This window comes from Lactonifactor longoviformis (assembly GCF_042848515.1).
In the GTDB taxonomy this organism is placed as follows: Bacteria; Bacillota; Clostridia; order Lachnospirales; family Lachnospiraceae; genus Lactonifactor; species Lactonifactor longoviformis.
Genome location: NZ_AP031453.1, coordinates 4,772,524 through 4,786,274 on the forward strand (window position 1 = coordinate 4,772,524; position 13,751 = coordinate 4,786,274).

At 44.9% G+C, this 13,751-nt stretch carries 8 protein-coding genes; 2 read left to right on the forward strand and 6 right to left on the reverse strand.

Annotated elements, in window-relative coordinates; all coding sequences use genetic code 11:
• Positions 1-75 precede the first annotated feature (75 nt).
• A complete protein-coding gene (locus tag ACGHCT_RS21775) occupies positions 76-507 on the reverse strand; it encodes a response regulator (protein ID WP_226903159.1) in 432 nt (143 codons plus the stop codon).
• A 97-nt stretch (positions 508-604) separates the two neighbouring features.
• On the opposite strand from ACGHCT_RS21775, the gene ACGHCT_RS21780 reads away from it, so the two are divergent.
• Complete coding sequence (locus tag ACGHCT_RS21780) at positions 605-799, forward strand: helix-turn-helix domain-containing protein (protein ID WP_226903298.1); 195 nt, start codon at positions 605-607, stop codon at positions 797-799.
• 424 nt (positions 800-1,223) lie between these two features.
• Here ACGHCT_RS21780 and ACGHCT_RS21785 read toward each other — a convergent pair whose 3' ends face one another.
• Positions 1,224-2,126, reverse strand: a complete 903-nt coding sequence (locus ACGHCT_RS21785) for a DUF1002 domain-containing protein (protein WP_226903157.1) — start codon at positions 2,124-2,126, stop codon at positions 1,224-1,226.
• Between the two features lie 181 nt (positions 2,127-2,307).
• Here ACGHCT_RS21785 and ACGHCT_RS21790 point away from each other — a divergent pair, with 181 nt between their 5' ends.
• The gene (locus ACGHCT_RS21790; protein WP_226903156.1) at positions 2,308-3,471 is read left to right on the forward strand and encodes an ROK family transcriptional regulator; all 1,164 of its coding nucleotides are present in this window, start codon (positions 2,308-2,310) and stop codon (positions 3,469-3,471) included.
• A gap of 219 nt (positions 3,472-3,690) precedes the next feature.
• Here ACGHCT_RS21790 and rsmA read toward each other — a convergent pair whose 3' ends face one another.
• From rsmA to ileS, 4 genes are all read right to left on the reverse strand, one after another.
• Positions 3,691-4,557, reverse strand: coding sequence for a 16S rRNA (adenine(1518)-N(6)/adenine(1519)-N(6))-dimethyltransferase RsmA (rsmA, locus tag ACGHCT_RS21795; RefSeq protein WP_390437491.1), 867 nt, complete (start codon positions 4,555-4,557; stop codon positions 3,691-3,693).
• A 12-nt stretch (positions 4,558-4,569) separates the two neighbouring features.
• Complete coding sequence (locus tag ACGHCT_RS21800) at positions 4,570-7,296, reverse strand: hypothetical protein (RefSeq protein ID WP_390437492.1); 2,727 nt, start codon at positions 7,294-7,296, stop codon at positions 4,570-4,572.
• A 298-nt stretch (positions 7,297-7,594) separates the two neighbouring features.
• Complete coding sequence (locus ACGHCT_RS21805) at positions 7,595-10,054, reverse strand: glycogen/starch/alpha-glucan phosphorylase (protein ID WP_347563349.1); 2,460 nt, start codon at positions 10,052-10,054, stop codon at positions 7,595-7,597.
• A 159-nt stretch (positions 10,055-10,213) separates the two neighbouring features.
• Positions 10,214-13,324, reverse strand: coding sequence for an isoleucine--tRNA ligase (ileS, locus tag ACGHCT_RS21810; RefSeq protein WP_390437493.1), 3,111 nt, complete (start codon positions 13,322-13,324; stop codon positions 10,214-10,216).
• Positions 13,325-13,751: the final 427 nt, after the last annotated feature.

Below are 13,751 nucleotides of genomic sequence, written 5' to 3' on the forward strand. Positions count from 1 at the left end.
TTTGGGGAAACTTTAGAACCACAGCTATCATACCATAGATTCAGAAAAATATTAAGCAGGTCGGGCAGGTTTCGTCTAACCATTTAGTCCGCCCTTTCTGCAAGCATACAGCCTATCTGATTCCCTTTTTTTTATCAGTTCTATCTGTCCGGACACACGAAGAACAGCTTCTAAAATCCCTTTCGTATTTACAGGTTTCTCCAGATAATCAGATACTCCGATAGATAATGCCTCTTTGGCATAGTTAAAGTCTCTGTATTCACTGATAAGCAGAATCTTAGTTTCAGGAATCCTCTCCTTAATCCTTCGGCTTAATTCCAGTCCGTCAATAGACGGCAGATGCACATCTATTATTACAATCTGGGGGTTATCCCGGACAACCTCAGAAAGAGCCTCCTCCCCTCTGCCCGAAGCAGCGCGAAAGATAAACCCCTGTTTCTCCCATGGGATCTGATACATTATTTCATCCCTGACCATATGCTCAGCCTCTACTAAAAATACCTTCATACTTTACACCCCTGTGATTCCTTTGTCTTGTCTTATTATATAGCTGCTGCCCCCGCGGCTAAATTCTAAATATCTAAGAACAGTAGACAATTCTAATATAAATAAGGGAAAGAGCATTACAGAGGATTCCATAGCTGAACTATGTGAGGCGTTAAACTGCCAGTGGGGGAACCTGATGGAATACGTACCTGATCACCCACAAGATGATATGGAGCAATATACCTTTTCTGATTCCATTAAAGCCGGTATTTACGATGATTTTCCCATAGATTTCTCACGACTCAATATTTAATGGATTTCCGCCCGATGTTTTACAGCATGGGCGGTTTTCTTTGCCCCCATCCTATTTTCTGGGCTTTTATGTATGATGAAGAACGGGGATGCAGCCCTGACTCTGGAGAAACAGAGACTTTCGTGTAAAAGAGCTTACCCCTAAAATGAGGAGTGCCCAGGTACCGGGTACCTGGGCAATTATTATGAAAAAATTTTATATGTGTAATGAAAACATTACCAATATACTTGTCAAAGTAGTTCTTTGAACTTTCTATATAATACCAACGTCATTTGAACATAATATGAACATTTTATGAATAAATTGTAAAATGTAATAAATTTGCCTATATTTTTCTTTAGTACAAAAAGAAAAATGTTCTATTTGCACAACCCATTATTTTTCATATGCGCTTACCATGTACAGTACGCATTATTTTAACGCTTTAATTGAAAAAATTGTCGAAAAAGTTCACAATACCGTCCCAAAGTCTCTGGAAAAAGTTACCCACCTTCTCCTTATCCGCATCACTTAAGTTCAGATCCAGCTTACTCAGCTTATCATACAAATCTTTTGCCTGAGATTTCAGGTCGTCAATATTCAGATTCAATCCGTCAATCTTGGACATTAAGTCCACAATTTTCTGCCTGTCCGCTTCGGAAAGATTGACCTCCAGTTCCTCGGCTGCCTGGGTAACAATCTTTTCTACCTCCTTAGGATCCGCATTCTCTGCCTCTACAACTTTTTCTTTCACAGCACCGATAAGCTGCTCCGCCTTTTCTGAATCCCCGATATCCTCCCCCAGCTGGCTGGTGACCACCAGCTCATTTGTAGCGGTATCCACACTTTCCGCAGAGACGGTTTCTCCTGTCATATTCTCATAAGATTTAATCGCGCCTACCAGCGCCGCCGTACCGGAGATCTTGAACGGTCCCGCCACATTAATATCCGCATCCTGGATACCAGCCGTTGCCAGCGCATTCTGGTACATCCCCACAGTACAATAGGAAATATTCTGGGTCTTTACCTTGATACCATAACCGCTTTCTTTTCCCACTACAAGTACAGAGGAAAGAGCTCTGGAGCCAATCACGCTGGCATCCAGATAGCCATCCAGATATTTATGCTCATCCTTATTGGTCACTTCCGCAACCGTATAGTTTTTTAATTCATCTTCCGTAACCCCCAGCAACTCAAGGACCTTTGCACGCTCGTCCTGCTTTAAATCTGCTCCCAGGGAAATATATGGTGTTTCAAGCTTCGCATCCTCTCTGTCTGCCATAACAGCCATAGGTGTCATAACTGTCATGATACCTGCCAGAAGAACCGCCAATCCTCTTTTCTTCATTTTACTTGCTCCTCTCTTATTTCCTTAATTACTCCCCAATGGCATTGCCATTACTTCCCACCCATTATATCACAGAACATTTTTCATTACACTTAAATAAGAATTAAGATTTTCTAATTTATTTTGGCTTTTCCATACAATTATGCTAAAATAAAAGTAATATTTTACAGAGGTGATAACCATGATATCCGGCAGCCAGGAAATGATCCGTGACATTAACAGACGACTGGTTTTAGAAAAAATAGTGAATAACGGGCCCATCTCCAGGGCCGCCCTTGCAAAGGCCCTGCACTTAACCAAGGCTACTATATCAAATATTGTGCAGGAGCTTTTAGATCAGAAACTGGTCACTGAGATCGGCAGCGGGGATACTGCTATGGGGAGAAAACCAATTATGCTGGCCTTTCCACAGGACAGCGGGCATGCCCTGGCTGTAAATATCGGCGTAGATCAGATCACTCTGCTCACTTCTGATCTTAAGGGACAAAATTGTGCGGTCAGAGAATATCCCTTCCCACAAAGAGAACCGCTCCTGAAGTACCTGACCAGAGTTCTTCACAGTACTATTGACAGTCTCCCGGCCACAACTCATGGGGTAGTGGGAATCAGCATTGCAATTTACGGAGTGGTGTACCAGAATACATTACTTTTTACTCCTTATTATAAGATGCCCCAGCCCGATCTTTGCAGCCTGCTGGAAGAAGAATTTGGGATACCTGTAAAAGCGGAAAACGAAGCTAACCTTTCTGTTCTGGGTGAATCTGCCTTCCACTTTAACTATCAGGATATGATTATGATTAATGTTCACGATGGTATCGGCATGGGAATCTTAATCCAAGGTCATCTCTATACCGGTCACAACGGTTATGCAGGTGAATTCGGGCACACAATCCTTTATCCTAACGGAAAGCTCTGTCCCTGCGGCAACAGGGGGTGCATTGAACAGTACGCCTCTGAGACAGCCATTTTGAAGGAATATGCGCGCAGGAGATATCTGCCGTCTATTACACTGGACGATTTTCTTTATGCATATCGGTCCAATGAACCGGTAGCCCTGGATATGATGGACCTCTTTGTTCAGTATATGTCCATTGCTATCAACAATGTACAGAATACCTTTAATGCAGACCTGATTGTGCTCAACAGCGCTTTTACCAATTATATTCCGGATTTGATCCAGAGGATACAGAATTCCTTAGGCACCATGCAGAACCGGGACTGCCGGGTTATCTTATCCCAGCTCCAGGATATTTCAGGGCTGATAGGAGGGGTTCGGATCAGTGTGGAAAATTTCCTGGAAATTGAACATCTGAAGATCGATGCGGCAACTCTCGGCACCAGATAGATATTTTTTTAACATTCATAAATCTTTTGATCTTTATTCATGATTTCTTCACAAGTTTAACATGAATTCATCATATTTAACAGCTATACTATAAACATAAAAATAATACAGGAACAAGATTATTTTTATAATTTTCTTTTTCATATGTCGACAAATGTCGACTCTCCTTCCTTTAATATAAATGGAACGCTAGCGATAGCGTTCCATTTTTTGTTTCCCTTATTTACTTAATTCATTGCTTAACCTTCCGAATTCCTCCAGAGTCAGCGCCTCTCCCCGGATTCCCGCAGGATAACCGCAGTTTGCAATGGCCTGCTGAATCTCCTCCTTGGTAAAGGACAGCCCGGGATCATTATTGAGACCGTTGGCCAGTGTTTTCCGCCTTTGATTAAAAGAAGCGCGTATCAGACGGAATAGCAGATTCTCATCCTTCACCACTATGGGAGGAATTTTATGGCGGGTGAGGCGTATGACTGCACTTCCCACCTTAGGCCTGGGCATAAAACAGTTTGCAGGTACATTCGCCACAATGTACGGCTCTGCGTAATACTGTACTGCCAGAGACAGGGCCCCGTAATCTTTAGACCCGGGACCCACCTGCATCCTGTCTGCCACTTCTTTCTGCACCATAACTGTTATGGAATCTATAGGGACATGGTTCTCAAAAAGTCCCATAATGATTGGAGTTGTAATGTAATAAGGAAGATTGGCCACTACTTTAATGGGTCTACCCCCGTTTCGCTCTTCCGCAAGCTTCTGGATATCTACTTTTAATATATCATCATGAATCACTGATACATTTTCAAAATCCTGTAACGTGTCCTGCAGGATGGGGATGAGCGCTTTGTCTATCTCCACCGCTACTACTTCCCTGGCCGCTGCGGCCAGGTACTGAGTCATGGTACCGATTCCCGGCCCAATCTCAAGGACAAAATCATCCTTCGCAACCTGGGAAGCCTTAACTATCTTGTCCAGCACATGTGTGTCAATGAGGAAGTTTTGTCCAAACTTTTTCTGAAAGACAAAATCATATTTCTGAAGGACTTCTATAGTCCGTTTTGGCTCTCCCAGATAGGGTTCAATCATATGGCATGCTCCTTATATATCAAAATCTTTTTCATAGAGGATAATTCTGTTGTCCTCATCTACATGACGTTTGGAAATCTTCCTTCCCAGTCTTCGCGTTCCCCGCTCCGCATGGTAGATTGCCCCGTCAACCATATCTTTTACCTGAGATACAGTGATTGGCTCGTCTTCATCCTGATTGTCTCCAATCATGGTATAAAGTGCCAGCACACCCATCTCATCCATCTTATATCCCAGCTCCTTTGCATAGGTTCTGGCAAAAGAGACAAGTTCATCGTTTGTAAAAACAGGGATTGTAACAGTGGCTGCAAACTTCTCGGCAAAAACAGGGTACTGTTCCAAAAATTCTCTCATGGGTTTTTTCTGCCCCTCCAGAATCACAGTAAGTCCGTCTGTCCGGAAGTCCATAGCCTTTGACAGCTTAGTTACTGTATCCTGGTTCATCTCACTTGCATTTTCTATAATTAAGAATCCTCCGGACAGCTTGGATACAATGCTTACCGGATCTTTTTCATTTAATTTGGCACCTTCTATGTTCGCAGTTTTCGCCGCCTCCATCCTGCGCTCTTTACAGATGGCTTTGACAATACTCTGACATAATCTAGTCTTTCCAGCACCCGGTCTTCCCACAATAATAAGATTTCCTGTCTTGGAGGTTTTGTCCCACGCTGCCTCCTGTGCTGCGTCCAGGGCCTCTTTTATCTGTTCCTTAATTCCGGGAATCTGCTGAAAATACGTAAAAATCCGCTTTTCTTCTTCCTTTGTAAGGTGGTGGCGAAGCAGATCTCCCTCTTCGTCCCTATCCTTCTCAATATCCTCAGGAAATACAAAATCTTCTTTATCTACATCTGTAAAATCAAAGGATTCCGCTTCTTCCTGCCCGTGTTCCTCAGGCTCCGGCTCCTTTTGAAGCTCTTCCTCAAGGTTGATGGTGATTCCAAGGTCCTCTCCATTATCCTCTTCGGGCCCTGAGAATACAGGGACTGTATCTGACAGTAAGTCGTCAGGCAGCCGGAAAATCTCCTCCTCAGTACTTTCCCCGGCAGATGCCTCAAGGGAAACTATGACCTCGGGATTTGGAGTATCTATTGGCGTCCAGGTACCTGGCTGATCTGTGGGTACTTTCCGGATTTTTTCCTCCGGCTCTGCGGGCTCCTGTATATTCTCCTCGGTTTCCCCTGAGGCAACGGACGCCTCCGCCATCTCCGGGACTTCTATCGGCGCATCCTCCTGCACGGTTGCGGATTCTCCGCTTATCTCTTCCCACGTCTCCGCAGTCTCTTCAACCATGTCGCTTATTTCTGATGACTCTTCCCTGGAAGCTTCTTTCTCTGGACTATCCTCTTCCACTGTATCCTGGGATTCTGCTTCCTCCCCAGCTTCTTCCTTCTGCTCAGGTGCCTCGATACTCTCATCAGGTACTGGAATCGTATCAGGTGCTTCTTCCCCTTCAGGAATCACAACTGCCCTGGTTTCTCCGAAATCAATCTTTTCTTTTTCCTCTGCCGGACTCTCCTCCTCCAGAGAACCGGAGGATATCTCCTGAGCCAGATTATTGGCTGTCTCTGCAAGTATGGCATCAATATCCACGTCATAATTCTTGTAATCCAGCTCACCCCTGGTCTTTTCTTCCTCGGATAAGGATTCCGGCACATCAAAAGGCTTTGACGCTGCGGGTTTTACATGGGAAACTGTCTCGGCTGCTACTGCCGCTTTCTTAATGGCATTAGAAAGGTTGATTGCGCTCACAGGCCGTGACCCGCTGAAGTCTTCCGGCTCCAGCTCCTTGACCACATAGTCCTTTGTATCTTCAAAAGGCGTGTATTGCGTAATATCCGGCTCTGTCTCTCCTTCTTCCGGCGTATTCTCCTCAGCAATTTCCTGAATCTGGGGTTCCTCTTTTTGACCGCCCCCGAATACATCTCTGATCCCCTGTGCGATCTTTTCCTGAAAAATTCCCGCGTTTTCACGGACCGGAGCAAAAAGAGATGGTTCCTCCACGGGAGTCTCTTTCTTCTCTGGTTTCTCTTCCTCTGCCGCTTCCACTGCAGCCTCTTTCTTCTCTGGCTCTTTTCTTTTCTGAGCCTTAGCCTCCAGCGCCGCCTTTTCTTCCAGGTACGTTCTTGTCTTGAAACGGTTGTCATACTTTTGCTGCTGGTCTCTTGTAAGAGGTGCATAATTCATCTTCAGCTCCATGGCCTTTGTTACAAAACGTCCCTCGCTGAACCACAGGATCAGGTCGTCGCACTCCTCAATACATCTTTCCCTCATACCAGCCTTTGCATACAGTCTTGCAAGTTCGTACGCCCATCTCTCTGTATATTCCCGGCTTTTATATTCCTCCAGAATTGCGATCTGATCTTCAATGGGAGCGCGCCTTGCCTTGTAAATCTTATATTTTAATATATATTTTGTATTATCATTGGGCGCCCGCTTTACAAACTCATCGTAATAGCCTGCGGCTTCGTCAAAATCCTTCAGCTTCAGCGCCAGTTCTACCAAACGATACAGTACAGATTTCCCAATAGGTGCCCGTTCATATGCCAGAAGTAAAATCTCCCTGCTGTCATCATACTTGTGATTGGCTTCATAAATCTCCCCTACCATACACAAAGTACGAGCACTTTTCACCCGCCGCCAGTCTATCGTCTCGCAGATTTTCAGTGCCCCCTCATAATCCTGATTATCAACCAGGTCATTGATTTGATCTAATTTAACCCGATATTCATATTTATCCAATGTATTCACCTCTAACTCGTATTTACCGTCACTTACTGTAAAAGTACCTGATATCCCATAGTTGTCTCAAGTTTATCATAACGGAAATATGTTGTCAAAGTAAATGGGTGGAAAATTGAGTTTACATGGCGGAACTAAGGGCTTTTAAAAGGATCTAAAAGAATATTAAATTTCTATAAATTGGATTTTATATTCTATTACGCAAAATGAGAAGCCTTGTGCGGAAGGCTTCTCATTTTTATTCTTTACATTTGAGTTTCTTCTATAAATATGCAGGTTGAGAACATGCCGTTCCCTTTTAGTCTTCTACCACTACCTTATCCAGATGCCAAATCTCATCCACATATTCCTGGATGGTCCGGTCTGAAGAAAACTTTCCGCTTGAGGCTGTATTCAGAATTGCACTTTTAGCCCAGCCCCTCTGGTCTCTGTAAGCAGCCTCCACCTTTTCCTGGGCTCTGGCATAGGATTTGAAGTCAGCCAGTGTAAAATACGTATCCGGTTTATCGCTGCTCTTAGTATTGAGCAGTGAATTATATAAATCACGGAAACGCTCGGGATCCCTCGGGGAGAAGGTCCCATTAATGAGCTGCATCAGTACATTACGGATATCGGGATCTGTATTGAAATAGAAATTAGGGTCATAGCCTCCGTTTTGTTCGAAGTTGATTACCTCATCAGAGCTCAGGCCGAAGATAAATGCATTATCCTCCCCTACTTCCTCCACGATCTCTACGTTAGCCCCGTCCATAGTGCCAATGGTCAGGGCTCCGTTAAGCATAAACTTCATATTGCCAGTTCCGGAAGCCTCTTTGCTGGCCGTGGATATCTGTTCGGAGACGTCGGCCGCCGCAAAAATGATTTCCGCATTGGATACCCGATAGTTTTCTATGAATACTACCTTTAATTTCCCTTTGATGGAAGCATCATTGTTTACCACATCCGCTACAGAATTAATGAGTTTGATGATTAGCTTCGCACGGTGATAACCGGCGCTTGCCTTTGCCCCAAATATAAATGTCCTCGGATAGAAATCCAGCTCCGGATGCTCCTTCATCTTATTATACAGATACATCACATGCAGGATATTCAGCAGCTGGCGTTTATACTCGTGCAGCCTCTTGACCTGAACGTCAAAGATTGACCTGGGATCCACTTCAATTCCGTTGTGCTCCATAATATATTTTGCCAGACGCAGCTTATTCTGGTACTTAATATTCATAAATTCCTGCTGGGCCTTTTCATCGTCTGCATAGATTTTTAGCTTGGAGATCTGACTGAGATCTGTGATCCAGTCTCTGCCGATATGCTTTGTCACCCAGTCTGACAGCAGGGGATTGCCGTGAAGCAGAAAGCGCCTCTGTGTAATCCCATTTGTCTTATTGTTGAATTTCTGGGGCATCATTTCATAGAAATCCTTTAGTTCCTTATTCTTTAAGATTTCTGTATGCAGTCTTGCCACACCGTTTACGGAATAGCTTCCGGCTATGGCAAGATGAGCCATTTTTACCTGGCCGTCGTAAATTATAGCCATTTTCTTTATCTTTTCCTGGTTGCCCGGATACATCTGCTGTATCTGGATCAGAAAACGGCGGTTGATCTCCTCCACAATCTGGTAGATCCTGGGGAGAAGCCGTGAAAACAGTTCAATGGGCCATTTTTCCAGTGCTTCCGCCATAATTGTATGGTTTGTGTAGGCACAGGTCCTTGTGGTGATATCCCAGGCATCTTCCCAGGACAATTTTTCCTCGTCCACAAGAATACGCATCAGTTCCGCTACAGTTACTGTGGGGTGTGTGTCGTTTAACTGGAAGGTTACCTTACTGGGAAGCTCGTGAATATCTCCGTGTTTTTTCTTAAACTTCTCCACTGCCGCCTGAATGCTTGCCGAGATAAAGAAGTACTGCTGTTTCAGTCTCAGCTCTTTTCCTGCGTAATGGTTGTCGTTGGGGTAGAGAACCTCCACAATGTTGCGCGCCAGATTCTCCTGCTCTACTGCTTTCCTGTAGTCTCCCTTATCAAAGGAATCCAGCTGGAAATCATTGATTGCCTCTGAATCCCAGATGCGGAGGGTATTTACAATCTGATTATTATAGCCTACAATTGGGAGATCGTAAGGAATTGCCCGAACAGACTGGTAATCTTCCTGTACAAACTCATTGCGTCCTGTTGAAGGATCATACACAACTCTCACATGGCCGCCGAACTTTACTTCCTTTGCATATTCGGGACGGCGCAGTTCAAAGGGATAGCCGTCTTTCAGCCAGGCATCCGGAACTTCAATCTGATATCCATCTTTAATTTCCTGTTTGAACATGCCGTAGTGGTAGCGGATCCCGCACCCGTAGGCACAATAACCCAGAGTAGCCAGGGAATCCAGGAAGCAGGCGGCCAGGCGGCCCAGTCCTCCATTTCCCAAAGCAGGATCCGGTTCCTCATCCTCTATGGCATTCAAATCAAATCCCAGCTCCTCCAGGGCTTCCTTCACCTCGTCATACGCGGTAAGGTTTAACAGATTATTGCCCAATGCCCTTCCCATCAAAAATTCCATGGACAGGTAATAGACAATCTTGGGATCTTCTTTGTCAAACTGTTTCTGGGATTTCAGCCAGTTGTCAATAATGACATCTTTCACTGCGTAGGATACTGCCTGGAAAATCTGCTGGGGCGTTGCCTCATCCATGGTCTTTCTGTACAGAGATCTTATATTGCTCTTTACGCTTTCTTTAAAGGTTTCTTTGTCAAACTGTTTGCTAATCATTATTTCGCCTCCTCTTTCTATCAGATGCTTCTGATACGGGACAGATGATACTCTGTCCTGTGTGGTTCCATTATCAAGAATGACATGAGTATGATACCCATGTCATCTTCGGTAATCTATTCCCCGAGGGGGAACCCTCCGGGGTCATTTCATTCATTACACTCTTTCAACGCCCATTCTAACATCTTCTGTATTGATTTTCCACTCTTTTTCGTAACCTTTGATTTCATTTAACACAATCCGATCAGCCAGAACCTCATCTTTAATCTCACTTTCATGACAGCGGATGATTCCTTCTAACACAAGATTGTCGGAAATATAAACATTGATTCTGTCCATTACTTCGAATCCGGCTTCTTTTCTCATGGTCTGGATCTTGCTGATTATCTCCCGTACAAAGCCTTCCTCGATAAGTTCCGGTGTCAAGTTTGTATCCAGAACTACTGTTACTTCATTATCGGACTCCGATACATAACCTTCAGTCTGGGCTGTATCGATTAACAGATCTTCCTCTGAAAGCTCCACCTTATTTCCATCAATATCCAGCACCAGGACACCTGCCGCCTTTAATTCATCCATTGCTTTATTTCCGTCCAGCTCCGTGAGGGCTTTGCGGATTCCGTTCAGTAATTTACCGTATTTTGGTCCCACTGTTTTCAGCTGGGGCTTAAAGGTATAGGAGGTAAAGTCTCTCACATCTTGAGTAAACGCAATCTCCTTTACATTCAGCTCATCGGTTATAATGTTCTGATAAAATTCCGGCAGGGTGAATCCTGCTTTTACAAACATCTTTCCAATGGGCTGTCTGTTCTTGATATTAGCTGTATTGCGGCACGCTCTTCCCAGCACTACAACGTCAAGAAGATTTTCCATATTATTTTCTAATTCTTTATCAATCCAGTCTACGTTAGCCACAGGGAAGTCGCACAGGTGGATGCTCTCGGGCGCGGCGCTGTCAATGCTGCAGACTAAGTTCCGATAAATTTCTTCTGTCATAAACGGAATCATAGGGGCCGCTACTTTGGAAACCGTTACAAGAGCCGTGTACAGGGTCATATACGCATTGATCTTATCCTGCTCCATTCCCTTTGCCCAGAAGCGCTCTCTGCTGCGGCGAACATACCAGTTACTCATATCATCCACAAAATCCTGCAGCGCCCTGGCACTTTCCGGGATTCTGTAGTTGGCAAGATTGTCATCTACTGTCTGGATCAGTGTGTTTAGCTTGGAGAGAAGCCATTTATCCATTACTGAGAGCTTGTCGTATTCCAGGCTGTATTTTGTGGCATCAAATTCATCAATATTTGCATACAGGACAAAGAATGCATAGGTATTCCAGAGAGTACCCATAAATTTACGCTGTCCCTCCTGCACAGCCTTTCCATGGAAACGGTTCGGCAGCCAGGGAGCACTGTTAACATAAAAATACCAGCGGATAGCGTCTGCCCCATACAGCTCCAGAGCTTTAAAGGGATCCACTGCGTTTCCCTTGGATTTGCTCATTTTCTGTCCTTTTTCGTCCTGGACATGCCCCAGTACGATTACATTTTTATACGGCGCCTTATTAAAGATCAGCGTGGAGATGGCAAGCAGTGAGTAGAACCATCCTCTTGTCTGATCCACAGCCTCTGAGATGAAATCTGCAGGGAACTGTGCTTCAAAAAGCTCTTTATTTTCAAAGGGATAGTGATGCTGTGCAAACGGCATGGCCCCTGAGTCAAACCAACAGTCGATAACCTCCGGAACCCTGTGCATCTCTTTGCCGCACTTCGGGCAGCGGATCGTCACTGCGTCAATATAAGGGCGGTGCAGTTCAATCTCGTCCGGACAATTGTCTGACATGGATTTCAGTTCTTCCACACTGCCGATGGAATGCATATGGCCGCACTCACACTCCCAGATATTCAGAGGGGTACCCCAATAGCGGTTACGGCTGATTCCCCAATCCTGCACATTCTCCAGCCAGTCCCCGAAACGCCCCTTTCCTATGCTCTCCGGAATCCAGTTGATTGTGTTATTGTTGCGGATCAGGTCCTCTTTTACTGCTGTCATTTTTATGAACCAGGACTCTCTGGCATAATAGATCAGCGGAGTATCACAGCGCCAGCAGTGGGGGTAGCTGTGCTCAAAAAGAGGAGCTTCAAAAAGAAGACCTCTGTCCTCCAGGTCCTTTAACACCATAGGATCTGCCTGTTTGCAGAAAGTTCCTTCCCAGGGGGTCTCTTTCGTCATCTCGCCCTTCTCGTCCACCAGCTGTACAAAGGGAAGATCATATTTCCTGCCCACATTGGCGTCATCCTCACCAAATGCAGGGGCAATGTGTACCACGCCCGTACCGTCAGTAAGGGTTACATACGTATCGCATGTAATATAATATGCCTTTTTCTCCAGATTAACAAACGGGAAGAGAGGCTCATACTCTTTATATTCCAGATCCCTGCCTTTATATGTCTCTATGATTTTTGCATCTTCCCCCAGTACCTTTCCCACCAGGGCTTCCGCCATATAATACGTACGGTGATCCGCTTGCACCTTCACATAGGTCTCTTCAGGGTTCACACAGAGCGCCACGTTAGAGGGAAGCGTCCAGGGAGTCGTGGTCCATGCCAAAAAGTAGGCATCCTCACCCTTCACCTGAAAACGTACAATGGCCGAACGCTCTTTTACATCCTTATACCCCTGTGCCACCTCATGGCTGGACAGAGGCGTACCGCAGCGCGGACAATAAGGCACAATCTTATATCCTTTGTATAACAGCCCCTTTTCCCAGATCTGCTTCAGGGCCCACCACTCAGATTCAATAAAAGAGTCATGATAGGTCACATATGGATCGTCCATATCAGCCCAGAAACCCACAGTAGAAGAAAAGTCCTCCCACATTCCTTTGTATTTCCACACACTCTCTTTGCAATGCTTGATAAATGGCTCCAGACCGTATTCCTCAATCTGTTCCTTGCCATCCAGCCCCAGCATCTTCTCCACTTCCAGCTCCACCGGAAGACCGTGAGTATCCCACCCTGCCTTTCTGGGAACCATATATCCCTTCATAGTGCGGTATCTTGGGATCATATCCTTAATTACGCGTGTCAGCACATGGCCAATGTGCGGTTTTCCATTCGCTGTAGGAGGGCCGTCGTAAAAAGTATACGTAGGGCCATCCTTCTTAGTTTTCATACTCTTTTCAAAAATATGATTCTCTTCCCAAAACTTTTCCGTCTGCTTCTCTCTGTCTACAAAATTCAAATCCGTAGAAACCTTTTGATACATGATGTATATTCCTCCTTTTCTTAAAAGGGGACGTGTTCTTTCTAGAAAGAACACGTCCCAAAATCAGATTGGGGTGTCCCCATTTCACTCTGCCCTGTCCCTAATTAACAAAAAAAGCTCCCGTCCCGTAATAGGACGAAAGCCACTGGTTTCGTTAACCACCTGTTACACATACTAACATACGCGTTCCGGATAACGGGGGAAAGCCGTCTTCGCATACTCTGCCAGTTCTTACTTCTGTCATTTCCGCTGGAAACTCTGGAGTGATATTCAGTGACTGTTACTATGCATCAGGCTCTCACCGTCCCCGACTCGCTTTGGCTTTTTGCAACCACCTACTGTCTCCGTCATTGTTTTTTCTATATTCTCCGATATATTATACTTACTTGAGGAATGAGTTGTCAAGGTATGAAAGAAATAAATTTGC

Excerpts from the sequence above, each read along its gene's own strand:
- ACGHCT_RS21775 (WP_226903159.1), bottom strand. The coding sequence starts at position 507 with ATGAAGGTATTTTTAGTAGAGGCTGAGCATATGGTCAGGGATGAAATA.
- ACGHCT_RS21785 (WP_226903157.1), bottom strand. The coding sequence starts at position 2,126 with ATGAAGAAAAGAGGATTGGCGGTTCTTCTGGCAGGTATCATGACAGTT.
- ACGHCT_RS21790 (WP_226903156.1), top strand. The coding sequence starts at position 2,308 with ATGATATCCGGCAGCCAGGAAATGATCCGTGACATTAACAGACGACTG.
- rsmA (WP_390437491.1), bottom strand. The coding sequence starts at position 4,557 with ATGATTGAACCCTATCTGGGAGAGCCAAAACGGACTATAGAAGTCCTT.
- ileS (WP_390437493.1), bottom strand. The coding sequence starts at position 13,324 with ATGTATCAAAAGGTTTCTACGGATTTGAATTTTGTAGACAGAGAGAAG.